Source organism: Pseudomonas sp. FFUP_PS_473, assembly GCF_002858665.1.
GTDB lineage: Bacteria > Pseudomonadota > Gammaproteobacteria > Pseudomonadales > Pseudomonadaceae > Aquipseudomonas > Aquipseudomonas defluvii.
Window position 1 is genome coordinate 1 of sequence record NZ_PJQQ01000003.1, and the last position, 17,543, is coordinate 17,543.

At 59.8% G+C, this 17,543-nt stretch carries 19 protein-coding genes; 11 read left to right on the top strand and 8 right to left on the bottom strand.

Annotated features, from left to right (window positions below; all coding sequences use genetic code 11):
* Positions 1-533 precede the first annotated feature (533 nt).
* Positions 534-1,421: a threonine/homoserine exporter RhtA gene (gene rhtA / locus CYD26_RS02545; protein ID WP_102051734.1), complete on the top strand. Its 888-nt coding sequence runs from the start codon at positions 534-536 to the stop codon at positions 1,419-1,421.
* A gap of 183 nt (positions 1,422-1,604) precedes the next feature.
* Positions 1,605-1,886: a hypothetical protein gene (locus CYD26_RS02550; protein ID WP_065759932.1), complete on the top strand. Its 282-nt coding sequence runs from the start codon at positions 1,605-1,607 to the stop codon at positions 1,884-1,886.
* Between the two features lie 61 nt (positions 1,887-1,947).
* Here the strand turns inward: CYD26_RS02550 and CYD26_RS02555 are convergent, their stop codons facing one another.
* The 4 genes from CYD26_RS02555 to CYD26_RS02570 all read right to left on the bottom strand — a co-directional run bounded on the left by CYD26_RS02555 (position 1,948) and on the right by CYD26_RS02570 (position 7,628).
* Entirely contained in the window at positions 1,948-3,756 is a 1,809-nt protein-coding gene (locus tag CYD26_RS02555; protein ID WP_102051735.1) for an aminopeptidase P family protein, read from the bottom strand.
* 57 nt (positions 3,757-3,813) lie between these two features.
* The gene (locus CYD26_RS02560; RefSeq protein WP_102051736.1) at positions 3,814-4,974 is read right to left on the bottom strand and encodes an aminotransferase class V-fold PLP-dependent enzyme; all 1,161 of its coding nucleotides are present in this window, start codon (positions 4,972-4,974) and stop codon (positions 3,814-3,816) included.
* 173 nt (positions 4,975-5,147) lie between these two features.
* Complete coding sequence (locus CYD26_RS02565; protein ID WP_102051737.1) at positions 5,148-6,569, bottom strand: FAD/NAD(P)-binding protein; 1,422 nt, start codon at positions 6,567-6,569, stop codon at positions 5,148-5,150.
* 78 nt (positions 6,570-6,647) lie between these two features.
* A complete protein-coding gene (locus CYD26_RS02570; protein WP_102051738.1) occupies positions 6,648-7,628 on the bottom strand; it encodes a GlxA family transcriptional regulator in 981 nt (326 codons plus the stop codon).
* A 106-nt stretch (positions 7,629-7,734) separates the two neighbouring features.
* Here CYD26_RS02570 and CYD26_RS02575 point away from each other — a divergent pair, with 106 nt between their 5' ends.
* Positions 7,735-8,292 carry a cysteine hydrolase family protein gene (locus tag CYD26_RS02575; RefSeq protein ID WP_102051739.1) on the top strand — a complete coding sequence of 186 codons (558 nt, stop codon included), beginning with the start codon at positions 7,735-7,737 and terminating at the stop codon, positions 8,290-8,292.
* Between the two features lie 15 nt (positions 8,293-8,307).
* Here the strand turns inward: CYD26_RS02575 and CYD26_RS02580 are convergent, their stop codons facing one another.
* The gene (locus CYD26_RS02580) at positions 8,308-8,871 is read right to left on the bottom strand and encodes a helix-turn-helix domain-containing protein (protein WP_102051740.1); all 564 of its coding nucleotides are present in this window, start codon (positions 8,869-8,871) and stop codon (positions 8,308-8,310) included.
* Between the two features lie 82 nt (positions 8,872-8,953).
* On the opposite strand from CYD26_RS02580, the gene CYD26_RS02585 reads away from it, so the two are divergent.
* The 7 genes from CYD26_RS02585 (at position 8,954) to CYD26_RS02615 (ending at position 16,100) form a co-directional block, all read left to right on the top strand.
* The gene (locus CYD26_RS02585) at positions 8,954-9,895 is read left to right on the top strand and encodes a DMT family transporter (protein WP_102051741.1); all 942 of its coding nucleotides are present in this window, start codon (positions 8,954-8,956) and stop codon (positions 9,893-9,895) included.
* A gap of 150 nt (positions 9,896-10,045) precedes the next feature.
* Entirely contained in the window at positions 10,046-12,958 is a 2,913-nt protein-coding gene (locus CYD26_RS02590) for a monovalent cation/H+ antiporter subunit A (RefSeq protein ID WP_102051742.1), read from the top strand.
* The gene (locus tag CYD26_RS02595; RefSeq protein ID WP_065759923.1) at positions 12,958-13,302 is read left to right on the top strand and encodes a Na+/H+ antiporter subunit C; all 345 of its coding nucleotides are present in this window, start codon (positions 12,958-12,960) and stop codon (positions 13,300-13,302) included. The genes CYD26_RS02590 and CYD26_RS02595 overlap by 1 nt, the downstream gene beginning before the upstream one ends.
* A complete protein-coding gene (locus CYD26_RS02600) occupies positions 13,299-14,978 on the top strand; it encodes a monovalent cation/H+ antiporter subunit D (protein ID WP_102051743.1) in 1,680 nt (559 codons plus the stop codon). Before CYD26_RS02595 ends, CYD26_RS02600 begins: the two co-directional genes overlap by 4 nt.
* Positions 14,975-15,463 (top strand): Na+/H+ antiporter subunit E, encoded by a 489-nt coding sequence (locus tag CYD26_RS02605; RefSeq protein ID WP_065759921.1) that lies wholly within the window; start codon positions 14,975-14,977, stop codon positions 15,461-15,463. The genes CYD26_RS02600 and CYD26_RS02605 overlap by 4 nt, the downstream gene beginning before the upstream one ends.
* Entirely contained in the window at positions 15,460-15,738 is a 279-nt protein-coding gene (locus CYD26_RS02610) for a K+/H+ antiporter subunit F (protein WP_065759920.1), read from the top strand. The genes CYD26_RS02605 and CYD26_RS02610 overlap by 4 nt, the downstream gene beginning before the upstream one ends.
* Positions 15,735-16,100 carry a Na+/H+ antiporter subunit G gene (locus tag CYD26_RS02615; RefSeq protein ID WP_099775315.1) on the top strand — a complete coding sequence of 122 codons (366 nt, stop codon included), beginning with the start codon at positions 15,735-15,737 and terminating at the stop codon, positions 16,098-16,100. Before CYD26_RS02610 ends, CYD26_RS02615 begins: the two co-directional genes overlap by 4 nt.
* Before the next feature lie 4 nt (positions 16,101-16,104).
* Here CYD26_RS02615 and CYD26_RS02620 read toward each other — a convergent pair whose 3' ends face one another.
* Positions 16,105-16,314, bottom strand: coding sequence for a hypothetical protein (locus CYD26_RS02620; protein ID WP_102051744.1), 210 nt, complete (start codon positions 16,312-16,314; stop codon positions 16,105-16,107).
* Complete coding sequence (locus CYD26_RS02625; protein WP_065759917.1) at positions 16,311-16,778, bottom strand: hypothetical protein; 468 nt, start codon at positions 16,776-16,778, stop codon at positions 16,311-16,313. Before CYD26_RS02625 ends, CYD26_RS02620 begins: the two co-directional genes overlap by 4 nt.
* 318 nt (positions 16,779-17,096) lie before the next feature.
* Here CYD26_RS02625 and CYD26_RS02630 point away from each other — a divergent pair, with 318 nt between their 5' ends.
* Entirely contained in the window at positions 17,097-17,300 is a 204-nt protein-coding gene (locus tag CYD26_RS02630; protein ID WP_099775316.1) for a hypothetical protein, read from the top strand.
* A 10-nt stretch (positions 17,301-17,310) separates the two neighbouring features.
* On the opposite strand, the gene CYD26_RS02635 is transcribed toward CYD26_RS02630, so the two are convergent.
* Positions 17,311-17,526 carry a hypothetical protein gene (locus CYD26_RS02635; protein WP_065759915.1) on the bottom strand — a complete coding sequence of 72 codons (216 nt, stop codon included), beginning with the start codon at positions 17,524-17,526 and terminating at the stop codon, positions 17,311-17,313.
* Between the last annotated feature and the right edge of the window lie 17 nt (positions 17,527-17,543).

Sequence of the window (17,543 nt, forward strand, 5' to 3'; positions counted from 1 at the left end):
TGTAGTCACTTGTGATGCTGATAATCTTTTTGACTATCAGTCTGATTTCACAAGCACCCACACGAATTGCTTGATTCGATTGTTAAAGAGCGGTTGGTTAAGAGCTTTTCGTCTCAACCGAGGCGCGCATTCTACGCTTTCCTCTGTCTCTGTCAAGCGTTTATTTTGAAGTTTTTCAGAATTTTCCGTTCAACTTCAACCACTTGACTCGCTTCGATCTCTCGTTAGCGGGAGGCGAATTCTACAGCGTTTCAACTCGCTGTCAACCACCTTTTTCACCGCTGCCGATCTATTCGACCGAAGCACTTCCAGCACCCTCGTTAAACATCTAACTCGTTGATTACCAAGGAGTTTTCCGTTTCGACTGCGCCGGAAGAGGTGCGCATTATAGAGAGATGAAACGAGGCGTCAAGCCGTATTATTGAAAACAACCGACAAAAGAAAGATGCGCACTATATTGCTCATTGGCAAAGGGTTCGCGCATCATACGACGACTCCCTCAGCCTATATATAGAAAGGACATCGTCCGCAGCATGAATGCCCAACCCCGCAGCCTGGCGACAACCCTCTTCCCCATTGCACTGCTAATGATTGCCATGGCCTCGATCCAGTCTGGCGCTTCACTGGCCAAGAGCCTGTTCCCCCTTATCGGGGCACAAGGCACGACCACACTGCGCCTGATATTCGCCAGCGTGATTATGCTGCTGTTGCTGCGCCCCTGGCGCGCCAAGCTAAACGCCAGCACACTCAAGACAGTGTTGATCTATGGCGCGGCACTGGGTGGCATGAACCTCCTCTTCTATATGTCGCTGCGCACCGTGCCGCTTGGCATCGCCGTAGCCCTGGAGTTCACCGGCCCTCTGGCGGTAGCGCTCTACGCATCACGGCGCGCGGTAGACTTCCTCTGGATTGGTCTTGCCGTGCTAGGTTTGGCGCTGCTTATCCCGGTGGGCCAGACAGGCACGGGCATCGATATGGTCGGTGCCTGCTATGCATTGGGGGCGGGCGTCTGCTGGGCACTCTATATTCTGTATGGCCAGAAAGCCGGCGCCGATAATGGCATTCAGACTGCCGCGCTGGGGGTGGTGATCGCCGCTTTCGTCGTAGCGCCTTTCGGCATTGCGCATGCAGGCACCGACTTGCTATCCCCTGCACTCATCCCCGTAGCACTTGGCGTCGCGATCCTCTCCACCGCCCTGCCCTACAGCCTGGAGATGGTGGCACTGACAAGAATGCCAGCCAAGACCTTTGGCACGCTCATGAGCATTGAGCCAGCTTTTGGCGCGCTTTCCGGCCTGCTGTTCCTCAATGAGGTGCTCAGCCTGACCCAGTGGCTGGCCATCGCGGCGATCATCACCGCGTCTGCTGGCGCCACACTGTCCTTGCGTAGAGAGCCGCAACCCTTGGTTGCCGCCGACTGACATGAGAAATACTTTCATCTAAATCGATGCAGGTCATTGTGTCGAATACCTGCGATCTTTAAGCTGTAACCTGACGCCAAGCTTGAAGTTTTTCATTTATCAGACAAGGATGCTGTAGGCGCCAGGAAGGATGCATTGGCTATGTAGACGGCTCGAAGGCTCGGGCACGCAGTAAGGACAGGAATGAAACGAATTTTGCTCATCCTAGCCATTTTGGCCATCGCAGGCTGTGCCGCGACCGCCAAGACAGAGGTCAAGCGCGGGAAAAAAGGGCTGCACATCAATTGTTCCGGCCTGTCGTCATCGTGGAGCAAGTGCTACAGCAAAGCCGAAAGCTCATGCGGCAGCAAAGGCTATAAAGTCCTCGCAAAATCTGGCGATGATGAAGGAGAGCCTGGGGATTTTGTCTTTGGCATAAACCCGGCGGGATACACCAGTCGCAGCATGATCGTGATCTGCCGCTGACCCGAACACGGTAGAAGACTACCCTCAGGCAACCTTCTACCGTTGCTGCACGACCAATCAATCAGATTGCCGCCGTGCGCACCTGCAACCATTGCAGCGCATCGCCTTCGAGCAAAGGCGACAATCGCTGACACACCTCGTCGTGATACGCGTTGAGCCACTGCCGCTCCTCGGCGCTCAGCAACTCAGGCAGCAAGCAACGCGTATCAATCGGGCACAACGTCAGGGTTTCAAATTCGAGGAAGTCACCAAACGCGCTCTTCCCCGACTCCCGATTGAACACCAGGTTCTCGATACGGACGCCCCACTGCCCTGGCCTGTAGGTTCCCGGTTCAATCGAGGTAATCATGCCCGCTTGCATTGCCGTCTGCGGGGCAGGCGCAGCCTGATAGGCAATGACCTGTGGGCCCTCGTGCACATTCATGAAGTAGCCAACGCCATGCCCAGTGCCATGCCCATAGTCGACATGCTCAGCCCAAAGTGGCGCCCGTGCAATGGCGTCGAGCAGGGGTGAAAGCACCCCACGCGGAAACCGCGCACGTGAAAGCGCAATCATACCCTTGAGTACGCGCGTGCAGTCCTGCTTCTGTTCGACGCTTGGCGAACCGATGGGCACCATCCGCGTAATGTCGGTGGTACCGCCCAGGTACTGTCCACCTGAGTCGATCAACAGCAGCCCATCCCCCTCGATTGTTGCATGGGATTCCTCGGTTGCCCGGTAATGCGGCATGGCACCATTACTGTTGAAGGCGGCAATCGTCGCAAAGCTGGGCGAGACGAAACCGGGGCGACGGGCTCGAGCCGCGCCCAGCTTTTCGTCAACGGTCACTTCCGTGATGCGCTCACGCCCCAACGCCGACTCGAACCAGGCAAAAAACTCGCACAACGCCGCGCCATCCTGCTCCATGGCCTGGCGGACGTGAGCCAGATCAGCTTCACTTTTGCGCGATTTGGCCAGGGTCGTCGGATTGATCTCCTCCACAAGCCGCACATCGTTGTTCAGGTTCGCCACAAGACCGAGAGTGACCTTGGCTGGATCAATCAACAACGAGCAGCCTGGGGCAATTTCGGCCAAAGCCGCACCTGCTGTGGTGTAGTCCCGCAAATGAACACCATCGGCTTCGAGCACCTGACGCAGGTTTTCGTCGACCTTGTTCAGGGCCACGAACAGGATTGCCTTCTCCTGGCTGACCAAGGCAAACGACACAAACACCGGGTTGTAAGAGACATCACTGCCGCGCAGGTTGAACAGCCAGGCAATGTCATCCAGCGTGGCGAGGAAATGCCAGTCGGCGCCACGCGCCTGAAGCGTCTGACGCAGGTTTTCCAACTTTTGCACCCGACTGACCGTCGCATACGGTGGCAGATGTGGGTAAACCGGGTTGGCTGGCAATGGCGGGCGCTCATCCCACACATCAAGCAACAAGTCTTTATCTGCCAACAACCGCACATTGCGCAGTTTGAGTCGCGCCTCCAGTTGCCGGGCTGATGCCAATGCCATGACCGTACCATCGACAGCAACTGCACCGCCCTCAGGCGCCTGCTCAGCGAGCCAGTCCAGCGGGCCGGGCTGACCGGGCAGCAACTTCATCAGCGCTATACCACTGCCACTCAACGCTTTTTCGGCCTGCTCCCAGTAGCGGCTATCCACCCAAAGACCAGCGAAATCCGCTGTGATGATCAGCGTCCCCACCGAGCCATGAAAACCGGAGAGCCACTGCCGTCCCTGCCAATACCCTGGCAGGTACTCGGAAAGATGCGGGTCGGCCGACGGCACCAACAGCGCATCGACACCTTCCCGGCTCATCACGTCGCGCATACGCGCCAAACGCGTCGTTACTGCCACCTGCGTTGAAGACTGACTGTTCATGCTGACTCCTGCTACCACGACATCCATTGGTCTTGGTCGCAGATAATGGAACAGCCCTCAGCCCTGGGCAACTGCCCAGAAGGGCGCTGCCTGCGATGAGGCCTTGATGGCCGCTGCAGCCTGGTCGATGTCGGCCTCACTGGTGTAGCGCCCCAGGCTCAGGCGAAGGGTTCGGCGCGCGGCTTGCTCGTCATGCCCAAGAGCGAGCAGCACATGGGACGCTGCACTGCTGGCTGAATTGCATGCAGACGTGGAGGAGAACGCCAATCGCGTGGCCAGAGCGTGCAGATCGACGCTATTGTCGGCGAAGGTCAGGCTCAACGTATGAGCAATGCGCTGCTGGGGGCTTCCGTTCAAGCCAAGCCCCGGCACGCCAGCCAACTGCTCCAGCAAGCGAGTGCGCAAGCGCCTGATTCGCGCAAGCTCCTCGTCAAACAGTTCGCCGGCCAACGCGAAGGCCGCGCCCATCGCAACGATTTGATGGGTCGCCAACGTTCCTGAGCGCAACCCACCCTCATGCCCGCCGCCATGCATTTGAGCCTGAAGCGCTGGGCAAGCACGCTCACCGACATACAATGCCCCGATACCTTTCGGACCGTAGACCTTATGCGCAGAGAAGGACACCAGATCCACCGGCCAACGCGCTAGGTCAATCTCGACCTTGCCGGCAGCCTGTGCAGCATCGACATGCAGGAATGCACCATGACCACGCACGTGTTCGCCAATGGCCTGCACATCGTTGAGCGTTCCCAGTTCGTTGTTGACCAGCATCAGCGAAACCAGAAAGGTGTCGTCTCGCAGCGCACCTGCAACGGCCTGCGGCGTAATGAGCCCTTGAGCATCCGGCGCCAGCCAGGTGACCTCGAACCCGGCCAGCTCAAGTTGCCTGACACTATCAAGCACAGCTTTGTGTTCGATCAGGCTGGTGATGATGTGCCCGCCACTGCGCCCTTGAGCCAGGCCCTTGAGCGCCAGGTTGTTCGACTCGGTAGCGCCGGACGTCCAGACGATCTGCTCGGGTTGAGCGCGCACCAGACTGGCAACCTGAGCACGCGCTCGCTCCACCGCCTGACGGGCCTGCTGCCCATAACAATGCGAACTGGACGCGGGGTTGCCAAAATTTCCAGATACGCCCAAACACTCGACCATCACCTGAATGACCCGCTCGTCGACAGGTGTCGTGGCGGCGTAGTCGAAATACAACGGTAGATTGCTCATAGGTCAAGCCCTTGCTTGGCGCCGCGCCGCTGCAGAGCGAGCACTACGCCAATCCTTCCTGGTAAGTTCACCCGGATAGTGCCTCAAGACCTCTTAGAACAATAAATTATTAATTATTATATTTATATTCCAATATTGGCATCACTGACACCTGACAGCAAACCTCAGTGAGGTCACATCGCCAAGCGCTGCGCCAAGGCTTTCGCCTGCAGCGCCACATCAGTGACAGCAGTACTTTCCCACCACATACCGCGCAACGGCGGCCCAATGGCGAACAAGCGCTCACTGGCATGCCCTTGAGCATCCAGCACAGCGCCGTCCGGGTTGGCAGCAATGCCAAGCGCCAGTGGCCCGGGCTGAACAAGGCCACGCGCCAGCAGGTTTTGCGGCAGGGGCCGATCAACACGGCGCCAATCGTATTCGATACCCATTGAATTGATCAGTGCCGCCCCCGTCACACGCGTCGTCGCCTGCTGACCGCGGAAACGCAAACGAATACCCACCGCCTCGCCCTCAACAGCGTCGACGCCTTGCCAAGAGGCAGCATGAATGCGCAAGCGCCCCTCGTCACGCAGACGTTGGAGCAATGCCGCGCCAGGCGGCGCTGAACGGTGGTGATGACTCTCCCACCAGGGCCGTACATGACGCACAAACTGGCGCCGCTCACGATCGCTGGCCTGGCTCCAGAGCCTGGCGATATGTTGTCGGACGGTATCCAGCGGCGCCTGCCAGTCGACACCCTGAGCAATCGCCAAGCGGCATTGTTCACGTACAGCTCGAAGCAGTTGGCGGGGGCTGCGCAAGCCAGGGTCAGTTGCCAGGAAGTCGACCCAGGTCGGGGGCTGCCGACGGACATGGGGTAGCAGGCCATGGCGGGAAAACACCTCGATAGGTCCCCGATGCCCAGCCTGCTGCAACGACACCAACGCATCGATCATGGTCAGGCCGGAGCCGATGATCAACACTCGCCCTTGAGGATCAAGCCCACGCATGGCCGAGACATCCCAAGGGTCAAGGGTGGTCTGCTCCAACGCCTCTGCACCAAGGCGCGGGGTACGTGCGGCAGTAAACATGCCCGTAGCCAGCACAGCGCGCTCAGCCCGCAGCCGGCGCCCGTCGGCACACTGTATAAGCACGCCCTCGTTGTCGACGTGCAGGTCGTCTACCTCGCTACGCAAGTGCTCGACTCTGGAGCCTGAACGCGCACCCATGACCTCAGCGTCAGCCAGACGTTGGCGCGCATAACAGCCGAACAGGCCACGGGGCGGAAACAACTCGGCAATCGGTACCTGTTGCTCGGCAGACTCAGGCCAACCGCCCTCCCGAATACACTGCGTAAGCCACTGGGTCAGGTCATCGGGGTTATCTGGGTCGACACTCATCCGCGCGGCATTGCCATTGAGGGTATGCCCTGGTTCAGTCGCACTGTAGGCCTCGCCACGACCAAGCTCGGGCCGAGGTTCAACGACGACGATACGTCGTTGACCAGGCTGGCGTAGCAGTTGCGCAGCAAGCATCGCGCCACTGAGGCCACCCCCAACAATGAGTACATCAATGACTGTATCCGGGTACGTCGCAGCGTATGGTGCGTGCATTCGCGTCTCCTTGCGCAATTATCTGGATGATAAGCGGCAAACGGCGGCAAACGCAGCCACACCGGTACTAAAGTAGGTTCATGCCGACGGCGCGCCAAAGCGCTTGCGATAGTCGCTCGGCGCCAACCCCATGACCTTGTGGAACACTTTGCGGAAAGCCCCAGGGTCTTGATACCCGACACCCCAGGCAATCTGCTCGACATTGCGATTGGTGAACTCCAGCATGCGACACGCGCGCCCGACGCGAACCTGCTGGCAGTACTCGGTCGGTTTCAACCCGGTAGCACGACGAAAACGGCGCAGAAAGGTACGCTCCTCAAGGCCGGCATAACCGGCCATCCCTTCGAGGCTGACATCCTTGGCGCCGGTGCCTTGCAACCAGTGCTGAACCTTGAGAATCGCTTCGTCTCCATGGTCCAGGCAGGGGCTGAAGACACTGCCTGGACGCTGCCCGGTCACCACCCGTTCCACGGCCAGAAACCGGGCGGTTTCCGTCGCCAATGTAGCCCCCAGAAAGCGCTCGACCAGGTTCAAACCCAGCTCGGTCCAGGCCATCAACCCTGCGGAAGTAATAATGTCGCCGTCATCCAGCAACGGCAAATGGGTCTCGACCTTCACCTGTGGAAACCGCTGAGCCAGGGATGGCGCAAAGTTCCAATGCGTGGTTGCCGGGCGGCCGTCGAGCAAGCCGCTTGCCGCAATAAAGAACACCCCGACGCATACCGACACCAGCACGGCGCCCTCACGGTGCCACTGCCTGAGGTCGCCACAGAACCGCTCAAGCAACTCAGGATCCGGCGCCTGGGTGAGGCTTGGCGGAATGATAATGGCGCGCGGCTGGTGAGCGCGCTGCGGATGCGTATCAAAGCTGACCGCCAGCCCTCCGCCATCGACCTCACACCAGTGAGTGACACGCAACAACGGCCGCTCCAGCGCGCCGAGCTCGACGGACATGCGATTCGCGACCGCCAGCAAGTCGGTAACACCCTGCACGGCCGCCATCTGCGCGCCCGGGTACACCAGAATGCCGATCTCCAGCGTGTCGCGTACGGTAGTCATTGTCAGTTTTTCCAGCCAATTTGTCGGTTGCGCCAATCTGCAAGCCTGTCGATCAAGCCTATAACTATCGCCACGTCACAACCACTCCCAGTACAAGGAAAGCGACATGACCCGACACGCGCTGATCGTCATTGATATTCAGAACGACTATTTTCCCGGCGGCAAATGGCCCCTCGACGGTGTCGAGGCTGCTGCCGATAACGCAGCACAGGTATTGGCAGCAGCGCGGGCCCGGAACGACCTGGTGGTTCACGTGCGCCATGAGTTCGAGTCCGCGGACGCACCGTTCTTCACGCCCGGCTCAGAGGGTGCTCAGATACATCCCAAGGCAGAAAACCAGGCAAATGAACCGGTGGTTCTCAAGCACAAGGTAAATGCCTTCCTGGATACCGAGCTCAAGGCACTGCTGGATGATCACCACGTCAGCGCCATTACCCTGGTCGGCAGCATGAGTCATATGTGCATCGACGCGGCAGCACGCGCGGCGGCCGACTTTGGCTACGCGACCACAGTCATTCACGATGCCTGCGCTACCCGCGCACTGGTGTTCAACGATATGACAGTACCCGCTGAGCAGGTGCATGCCGCCTATATGGCGTCGCTGGCATTCGGTTATGCGCAGGTCGTGTCGACAGCCGAATACCTCGACGCCCAACGCGACTGACCTACCGGGCAGCGCTCAGATCACGACATTGCGTACAAAGCGTACCGCCACCTCACCATCGTTGCGATAGACGTGCATCCGGTTGCTGGCGAAGGTAAAAAAATCGCCAGCGGCCAGGCTGTGTACCTGATCCTCGATCAACAAGGTCAGGCAACCTTCAAATACGTAGAGTTGCTCGCTCCACCCGTCAGCATCGGCCTCAGAGGGGTACACTTCGCCGGGCTCCAGGCGCCACTCCCACAACTCGACCTCGCGGCTGGCCGCAGAGCTGGCCAACAGAATCGCCTTGCTGCCCGGATGAACGCCCGTCCAGGCCAGTTCGTTGATTCGACTGGGATCGCGATTGTCCGGTGCCTGGATCAAATCGCTGAATGCGACATCAAGTGCTTCGGCTATTCGATCCAGTGTCGTCAGGCTGACGTTCTTTTCGCCAGCCTCGATGGCAACCAGCATGCGACGACTCACACCCGATTTTTCCGCCAGTGCAGTCTGGCTGAGGCCGGCAGCATGACGCAGGCGACGGATGTTCTGACTGACGTGCTGCAACACAGACGCCCTGTGATTCGAATCTTTGTGCACTATATTGCTCGCAGGTAGAGTGTGCGCAGTATACTGCCCACTTTGGCGCATTGTGCGTCGCCCATCATTCGTGTGCAAGACCATGACCTCAAGCGCCCCGCAACACGCGACCGTGACCTTCCGGCCAAGCAAAGCCGAGTGGGTACTGATCTTCATCACTGTCCTCTGGGGCGGCACTTTTCTGCTCGTGCACAAGGTGATGACCGTCAGTGGCCCGATGTTCTTCGTGGGCCTGCGTTTTGCGGCTGCCGCACTGTTCGTTGCCATGGTATCGGCCCGCTCGCTGTCCGGCCTGACCACCACCGAACTCAAGGCCGGCTTCTTGATTGGCGTCTCCATCATGCTTGGCTATGGCCTGCAGACAGTTGGCCTGCAAACCATCAGCAGCAGCCAATCGGCGTTTATCACAGCCTTGTATGTGCCATTCGTGCCCTTGCTTCAATGGGTGATTCTGGGCCGTCGCCCCGGGCTCATGCCAAGCATCGGCATCAGCCTGGCATTCATCGGGCTCATGCTGCTGGCAGGCCCGAACGGCCGTTCGTTGCAGTTCAGTCCCGGCGAGATCGCCACGGTGGTCAGCGCGGTCGCCATTGCAGCCGAGATCATTCTGATCAGCCGCTTTGCTGGCAAGGTCGATGTGCGCCGCGTCACTGTCGTACAACTGGCAACGGCCTCGGCCCTGTCATTCCTGATGATTGTTCCGACCCAGGAAGCATTGCCAGACTTTTCCTGGCTACTGGTGCTCAGCGCCGTCGGCCTGGGTGCGATGAGCGCAGCCATCCAGGTGGCAATGAACTGGGCACAGAAATCGGTTTCGCCTACCCGCGCCACCCTCATCTACGCGGGCGAACCCGTGTGGGGCGGCGTCTTCGGACGGCTGGCGGGAGAGCGCCTGCCGGGCGCCGCGCTGGTCGGTGCATTGCTCATCGTCATTGCGGTAGTGGTCAGCGAATTGAAGGTCAAACGTCGAGAGGAGAAGTCCGTCGAGGAAGAGGTACGCGAACAAGAGCGCGAACCGGGTTGAGGCAGCAGGCTTCACGCCATCCCTGAAAAAAACTGTTATAAAAAAATAGTTTAATGCACCGTTCTTGTAGGATTCTGCGACAGCTTGTGGGTTGGTGATCGACGGTCCGGCACGTATGATCCCTTACAAACTCCTGCAGATTAGAAACCCATGTCCTTGATAGTTCTGCTGCTTCTGCCATTCATCGGCAGCTGTCTGGCGGCTGTCCTGCCGCATAACGCGCGTAACAGTGAGTCACTACTGGCAGGTCTTGTTGCACTTGTCGGCACCGTACAGGTGGCGCTGCTGTACCCTCAGATTGCCGATGGCGGCATAATTCGCGAAGAAGTGCGCTGGCTACCCAGCCTTGGGCTGAACCTGGTCTTGCGCCTGGATGGCTTCGCCTGGTTGTTCTCCATGCTGGTGCTTGGCATCGGCACGCTGGTTTCGCTCTACGCCCGTTACTACATGTCCCCTCAGGACCCGGTGCCGCGCTTTTTCGCCTTTTTCCTGGCGTTCATGGGGGCCATGCTCGGCCTGGTGATTTCCGGCAACCTGATCCAGATCGTATTCTTCTGGGAACTGACCAGCCTGTTCTCCTTCCTGCTGATCGGTTACTGGCATCATCGCAGCGATGCACGACGCGGGGCCTATATGGCCTTGATGGTTACCGGAGCTGGCGGCCTGTGCCTGCTGGCAGGGGTGCTGCTGCTCGGCCATGTGGTCGGCAGCTACGACCTGGACACGGTGCTGGCTGCCGGTGATCAGATACGTAGCCATGCCCTCTACCCGGTACTGCTGCCCCTCATCCTGCTGGGCGCCCTGAGCAAAAGCGCACAATTCCCCTTCCACTTCTGGCTTCCCCATGCCATGGCAGCGCCGACGCCCGTATCGGCCTACCTGCACTCCGCTACCATGGTCAAAGCCGGGGTGTTCCTGCTCGCAAGGCTTTGGCCGGCGCTGGCAGGCAGCGAACAATGGTTCTGGATCGTCAGCGGCGCGGGCGCCTGCACCTTGCTGCTGGGCGCTTACACGGCGATGTTCCAGAATGACCTCAAGGGCCTGCTGGCCTATTCGACCATCAGCCACCTGGGCTTGATCACCCTGCTGCTCGGGCTTAACAGCCCATTGGCGGCCGTCGCGGCAGTGTTCCACATTCTCAATCATGCAACTTTCAAGGCCTCATTGTTCATGGCGGCCGGGATCATCGATCACGAGAGCGGCACCCGTGACATTCGCAAACTCAGCGGGCTGTTTCGCCTGATCCCCTTTACCGCGACGCTGGCCATGGTTGCCAGTGCTTCGATGGCTGGCGTGCCATTGCTCAACGGCTTTCTATCCAAGGAAATGTTCTTCGCCGAAACCGTGTTCATTTCCTCCACTGCCTGGGTCGAAACGACCCTGCCGGTCATCGCGACACTGGCCGGTACCTTCAGCGTGGCCTACGCCCTGCGCTTCACCGTGGATGTATTTTTCGGGCCGCAGGCCACCGACCTGCCCCACACGCCGCATGAGCCACCGCGCTGGATGCGTGCACCGGTCGAGCTCCTGGTACTGACCTGCCTGGTGGTGGGTATTTTTCCAGCCCAGTCCGTAGGCCCCCTGCTTGCTGCGGCCGCCTTGCCTGTAGTCGGCGGCACCCTGCCCGAATACAGCCTGGCAATCTGGCACGGCTGGAATGCACCACTGATCATGAGCCTGATTGCCATGGCGGGCGGCATCGTGCTGTACCTGTTGCTGCGCAACCAGTTCAAGCTCGGCCGCATTGCCCATCCACCCTTCATCGAGCATTTCAACGGCAAGCGACTGTTTGAACGCTGCCAAGTACTGCTGATGCGCATGGCCCGCCGCGCCGAGCGCCTGCTCACGACCCGACGCCTGCAAAAGCAGTTGTTCATGCTGGTACTGGCAGCGTTCCTCGCAGGCCTGCTGCCCATGCTGCACAGTGGCCTGAGTTGGGGTGATCGGCCGAAGATCCCGGGCTCAGGTGTATTCGTGGCCCTCTGGCTGATCGCAATTACCTGCGCCCTTGGTGCGGCCTGGCAAGCCAAGTATCACCGACTGGCCGCCCTGACCATGGTCAGCGTATGTGGCCTGATGACCTGTATCACCTTCGTCTGGTTCTCGGCACCCGACCTGGCGCTGACCCAACTGGTCGTGGAAGTGGTCACCACGATCCTGATCCTGCTGGGCCTGCGCTGGCTGCCACGCCGGATCGAGGGCGTCTCGCCCCTGGGCAGCCAGGAGCGTGCCCGCCTGCGACGCCTGCGCGACCTGGTACTGGCAGTGCTGGTCGGTACCGGCATGGCCCTTCTGTCCTACGCCATGCTGACCCGGCCTACCCCCAACGACATCTCCTCGTTCTACCTGAGCCGGGCACTGCCCGAGGGCGGTGGCAGCAACGTCGTCAACGTGATGCTGGTGGATTTCCGCGGCTTCGATACCTTGGGCGAAATCACCGTGCTGGTTGCCGTGGCACTCGCGGTGTTTGCCCTGCTGCGACGTTTCCGACCGCCACGCGAAAGTATCGAGTTACCCGCACAACAGCGTCTGCTGGCGCCGGACGTGGTCACCGACCTGGTCAACCCACGGCACGCCGCCGATACGGCACTGGGCTTCATGATGGTGCCCGCCGCCCTGGTTCGCCTGCTGCTGCCGATTGCCCTGGTGGTGTCGATGTACCTGTTCATGCGCGGGCACAACCAGCCGGGCGGCGGCTTCGTTGCCGGCCTGGTGATGTCGGTAGCCTTCATCCTCCAGTACATGGTCGCCGGCACCCAGTGGGTCGAAGCGCAAATGAGCCTGCGCCCGCTGCGCTGGATGGGCACCGGCCTGCTCTGCGCCACCCTCACCGGGGTGGGTGCAATGCTACTGGGCTACCCCTTCCTGACCACCCACACCGCCCACCTTCACCTGCCGGTGATCGGTGACTTGCATGTGGCCAGCGCACTGTTTTTCGATATCGGCGTGTTCACGGTCGTAGTCGGTTCAACCCTGCTGATCCTTACCGCGCTGGCGCACCAGTCGGTACGTAGCCATCGCCCCGGTGGCCACGTGAAAAACCCTCAACCAGGAGCCGCCTGATGGAAGAAGTCATTGCAATTGCCATCGGTGTACTCGCCGCCTCAGGTGTATGGCTGATACTGCGGCCACGGACCTTCCAGGTAGTGATGGGCCTGTGCCTGTTGTCCTATGGCGTCAACCTGTTCATCTTCAGTATGGGCAGCCTGTTCATTGGCAAGGAGCCGATCATCAAGGACGGCGTACCGCAGGACCTGTTCAACTACACCGACCCGCTGCCCCAAGCCCTGGTACTGACGGCAATCGTCATCAGCTTCGCCATGACCGCCTTGTTTCTGGTCGTACTGCTGGCGTCACGTGGCTTGACCGGCACTGACCACGTCGATGGCCGGGAGCCGAGTGAATGAATGCGATGAACCAACTGATCGTCGCCCCCATCCTGCTGCCTCTGATGACCGCAGCGCTGATGCTGCTGCTCGGCGAAAAGCGACGGCCACTCAAGGCCCGTATCAACCTGGTTTCAACCCTGCTTGGCCTGGGCATTTCCGTGGTGCTACTGGTGTGGGTACACACACAGGGGCATGCCAGTTCGATGGGTGTTTACCTGCCCGGGAACTGGCCCGCACCGTTCGGCATCGTGCTGGTAGTCGACCGCCTCGCGGCAATGATGCTGGTGTTGACCGGCATTGTCGGGCTTAGCGCGCTGCTCTACGCCATGGCCCGCTGGGACAGCGCCGGAGCCAGTTTCCATGCCCTCTTCCAGATCCAGCTGATGGGGCTGTACGGGGCCTTCCTGACGGCAGACCTGTTCAACCTGTTCGTCTTTTTCGAGGTGCTACTGGCGGCATCCTATGGCTTGATCCTGCACGGTTCGGGACGGGCACGGGTCAAGGCCGGCCTGCATTACATTGCCATCAACCTCGTCGCGTCATCGCTGTTCCTGATTGGCGCAGCGATGCTCTATGGCGTTACCGGCACCCTGAACATGGCCGACCTGGCGGTCAAGATCCCACTGGTGCCTGAGGCCGACCGAGGCTTGCTGCACGCTAGCGCCGCGATTCTGGCCATCGCCTTTCTGGCAAAGGCCGGCATCTGGCCGTTGAATTTCTGGCTGGTACCGGCGTACTCGGCAGCAAGCGCCCCCGTGGCCGCACTTTTCGCAATCATGACCAAGGTCGGCATCTACACCGTGTTGCGTCTCTGGACCTTGCTGTTTTCCGGGCAAGCCGGCGACTCTTCATTCTTCGGTGGTGAATGGCTGGTGTACGGCGGCCTCGCAACCCTGGGTTGTGCCGCACTGTTGATACTCGCCGCCCAGCGTCTTGAACGTATGGCCAGCCTGAGCATCCTGGTCTCGGCAGGTACGCTGCTGGCCGCGATAGGCTTCGGGCAACCCGCCCTGACCGCAGCGGCGCTGTTCTATCTGGTCAGCTCGACGCTGGCGCTGTGCGCACTGTTCCTGCTTGCGGAACTGATCGAACGCTCTCGTTCGGTCAACGAGATTCCGCTGGACGACGACGGCGACACCCTGCCGGCGCCACCCGAGCCACCCCAACTGCCCAAAGGCATCAACCTGGACGATGATCAGAAGGCCGTTGTCGGCCAAGTCATCCCCTGGGCCATGGCGTTTCTCGGCCTAAGCTTCATCGCCTGCGCCCTGCTGGTGATCGGCATGCCACCGCTATCGGGTTTCATCGGCAAACTGAACCTGATCAGCGCCCTGCTCAACCCGCAAGGCCTCGGCATCACGACCGAACAGCCGTTGCCGATGACCGGCTGGACACTGCTGGCACTGCTGGTGCTCTCGGGCCTGGCCTCACTGATTGCCCTGGCGCGCGTCGGTATCAAGCGCTTCTGGACACCACAGGAACGCCCTTCGCCAGTACTAAGGCGCCTGGAATGCCTGCCGATTGTTGCCCTGCTCGGCTTGTGCGTACTCCTCAGCATCCAGGCCGAGCCACTGTTACGCTACACGCAGGACACTGCGAACGGCCTGCAGAACCCGCAGCAGTACATTTCTGCGGTGTTCGCTACACGGCCAGTGGCAGGCCCGCTGGCTGTACCTGAGGAGGTGCAGCCATGAAGCGCCTGCTCCCTGCCCCTCTGATATCGCTGGCGCTGTGGTTGCTGTGGCTGGTATTGAACCTTTCGATAAGCCCCGGCAACCTGTTGCTGGGCGCGCTGCTTGGCGTGCTCGCACCGCTACTGATGGCCCCCCTGCGACCACAGTCAGTGAGCATTCGCAAACCTGCGACCATCGTACGCCTGATCCTGCGGGTTGGTCTGGATGTGCTGAGCTCCAACCTGCAAGTGGCTCGCAGTGTCCTGACTGCCGGCCAGCGCCCACCACGGTCGGCCTTCGTGCGCATTCCACTGGACTTGCGCGATGCTCACGGGCTAGCAGCCTTGTCGATGATCACAACGGTGGTCCCTGGCACCATCTGGTCGGAGCTGGCGCTGGACCGCAGTGTCTTGTTACTGCATGTCTTTGATCTGGACGACGAAACGCAATTCATCGAGCACTTCAAGCACACCTACGAACGCCCGCTGATGGAGATCTTCGAATGACAGGCCTGCTCGCCAACGCCATTCTCGCCAGCCTGTTCATTTTCGCCATGGCCATGGCCTTGACCTTGGTCAGGCTGTTCCGAGGCCCATCGGCGCAAGACCGGGTACTGGCGCTGGACTACCTGTACATCCTGGCCATGCTGATGATGCTGGTGCTGGGCATTCGCTACGCCAGTGATACCTACTTTGAAGGCGCGCTACTGATCGCGCTGTTCGGCTTTGTCGGCTCGTTCGCCCTGGCCAAATTCCTGCTGCGCGGTGAGGTGATCGAATGAGCGAGTTCAATGCATTGCCATTCTGGCTTGAACTGGCTACCGCGGCACTGCTGCTAACCGGCAGTGTGTTTGCCTTGATAGGCGCATTCGGCCTGCTGCGCATGAAGACGTTCTTTCAGCGCATGCACCCACCAGCCCTTGCCTCGACGCTGGGGACCTGGTGTGTGGCACTGGCCTCGATCCTGTACTTTTCCGGTCTCAAGCACATGCCGGTTCTACATGCCTGGCTGATCCCGATCCTGCTTTCGATTACCGTACCAGTCACCACACTGCTGCTGGCGCGAGCGGCACTTTTCCGCAAACGCATGGCGAATGAGCCTGTGCCGGAAGAGATCAGTAGCGGGCGCGACAGGGGTAACTGATAGATCACGTGCTAAGGCGTTGCAGCTCACGTCGAACCATCGAAGCAAACTCCGGCGGGCTTAGTTGGTAGAGTTGCGCGGCAACCCAATCAAGCCAGGCGGCCTTAAGTTGTGCACGCTGCGCAAGCCATTGTTCAGCCAATTCGCGCGCCTGCGCCTGGTGCTGCGCATGAAACTCGGCCCGACCATGCCGTTCAGTGCCGACATCCGTCATTCGCTGGCCTTGAAGGTCATCTCGCCCTTGCGCCACTTGGCCGCTTTGGCGGTGGCCGCCTTGAGAATCTTGCTCAAGCCTTCCTGCAGTTGTGCATGGGCCGCGAATATCAGCACCACACTCTGCCCTTCACGTAACACGATTCCGTTGCCGTCCGGGGTCGATACGAAGGCATAGTCGCCCAGACCATAAACCGTATGTTTGATGTCACGGAATCGAACTTCCAACTTACCGCCCTCACGACTGGGCAGTACCGCCGCGCGAAAGTGGTCGCCGACCTTTAACTCCAGACGCTGCTTGTCATCAACGACCAACGCCTCTTCAGTGTCGATTTCGGCCATGTAAAGGCCTTCGGCACTTTGTTCAGTGACATAGACAAAACGCGATTGAAACTGTTTGACCAGCTTGGCCCGAAGATCGCCCAGCACAAACAGGGCCTGCATATCCAGATTGCTGACTGCCAATGAAAAATTCCTCAACGACTGATCACGCCCCTGCCAACGCTGGCAGCAATGCCGCGCAATGGCCAAGGCACGTTGTTTTGAATGGCTAAGATAGTAGTGGTTTAGCGAATGATTATCCCGTGCAGATAAACACCCAAGCCTGAAGGAAAGTTAACTATTTCCTGCCGGCATAAGCCTTTTGGCGAATTCTCAGCAGATTTCCTCAATCAAGGAAGCTTTTTCTGACAGCAATATTGCATCAGACATGCGATAGCTGAAAGAACAGCCCCATCAGCGGGGGTGTCCTGGCAATCACTCATGCACTACAGGAAGCTGAATATGCACGAAAACACTGAATTCCGTCGAGAGGCCAACGCGTATTGTGGTGTAGAAAGTCGAAACCCTGCCAAGCCTCCCCGCTTCGTCGTGGTACCTGCAGGTATCGGATTCTTTCACATAACCGAGTACACCACCGGGCGGGTCAAAGGCTTTCGCCGTCAGCACACGGAAGCCTGCGCACTGGCGCGTGACCTTGAGCGCTGAAGGCGTGCACTCAGCAGGCGTGGCGAGCCGCACCCACCCTGGCAGCCTTGTTCAACTGATCCAGCCACGCGGCGCGGCATTCCTGAGCCTCGCTGCGGCTGGCAAAAGCGGTGCCTCGACGCTCGCCATTGACCAGCACCACCCAACATACTCGCTTGCCAAGTGCCTGCATCGATGCAGGCACACCAGAACCGATCATCACGGCTACATCGACCTTGCTATGCATGATTCCCTCCGGAACGT

Bases quoted from the DNA above. Each gene is read 5' to 3' on its own strand.
- CYD26_RS02575 (WP_102051739.1), top strand. From the start codon at position 7,735: ATGACCCGACACGCGCTGATCGTCATTGATATTCAGAACGACTATTTT.
- CYD26_RS02590 (WP_102051742.1), top strand. From the start codon at position 10,046: ATGTCCTTGATAGTTCTGCTGCTTCTGCCATTCATCGGCAGCTGTCTG.
- rhtA (WP_102051734.1), top strand. From the start codon at position 534: ATGAATGCCCAACCCCGCAGCCTGGCGACAACCCTCTTCCCCATTGCA.
- CYD26_RS02570 (WP_102051738.1), bottom strand. From the start codon at position 7,628: ATGACTACCGTACGCGACACGCTGGAGATCGGCATTCTGGTGTACCCG.
- CYD26_RS02630 (WP_099775316.1), top strand. From the start codon at position 17,097: ATGCACGAAAACACTGAATTCCGTCGAGAGGCCAACGCGTATTGTGGT.
- CYD26_RS02555 (WP_102051735.1), bottom strand. From the start codon at position 3,756: ATGAACAGTCAGTCTTCAACGCAGGTGGCAGTAACGACGCGTTTGGCG.
- CYD26_RS02585 (WP_102051741.1), top strand. From the start codon at position 8,954: ATGACCTCAAGCGCCCCGCAACACGCGACCGTGACCTTCCGGCCAAGC.
- CYD26_RS02600 (WP_102051743.1), top strand. From the start codon at position 13,299: ATGAATGCGATGAACCAACTGATCGTCGCCCCCATCCTGCTGCCTCTG.
- CYD26_RS02550 (WP_065759932.1), top strand. From the start codon at position 1,605: ATGAAACGAATTTTGCTCATCCTAGCCATTTTGGCCATCGCAGGCTGT.
- CYD26_RS02620 (WP_102051744.1), bottom strand. From the start codon at position 16,314: ATGACGGATGTCGGCACTGAACGGCATGGTCGGGCCGAGTTTCATGCG.
- CYD26_RS02560 (WP_102051736.1), bottom strand. From the start codon at position 4,974: ATGAGCAATCTACCGTTGTATTTCGACTACGCCGCCACGACACCTGTC.
- CYD26_RS02605 (WP_065759921.1), top strand. From the start codon at position 14,975: ATGAAGCGCCTGCTCCCTGCCCCTCTGATATCGCTGGCGCTGTGGTTG.
- CYD26_RS02565 (WP_102051737.1), bottom strand. From the start codon at position 6,569: ATGCACGCACCATACGCTGCGACGTACCCGGATACAGTCATTGATGTA.
- CYD26_RS02595 (WP_065759923.1), top strand. From the start codon at position 12,958: ATGGAAGAAGTCATTGCAATTGCCATCGGTGTACTCGCCGCCTCAGGT.
- CYD26_RS02610 (WP_065759920.1), top strand. From the start codon at position 15,460: ATGACAGGCCTGCTCGCCAACGCCATTCTCGCCAGCCTGTTCATTTTC.
- CYD26_RS02635 (WP_065759915.1), bottom strand. From the start codon at position 17,526: ATGCATAGCAAGGTCGATGTAGCCGTGATGATCGGTTCTGGTGTGCCT.
- CYD26_RS02615 (WP_099775315.1), top strand. From the start codon at position 15,735: ATGAGCGAGTTCAATGCATTGCCATTCTGGCTTGAACTGGCTACCGCG.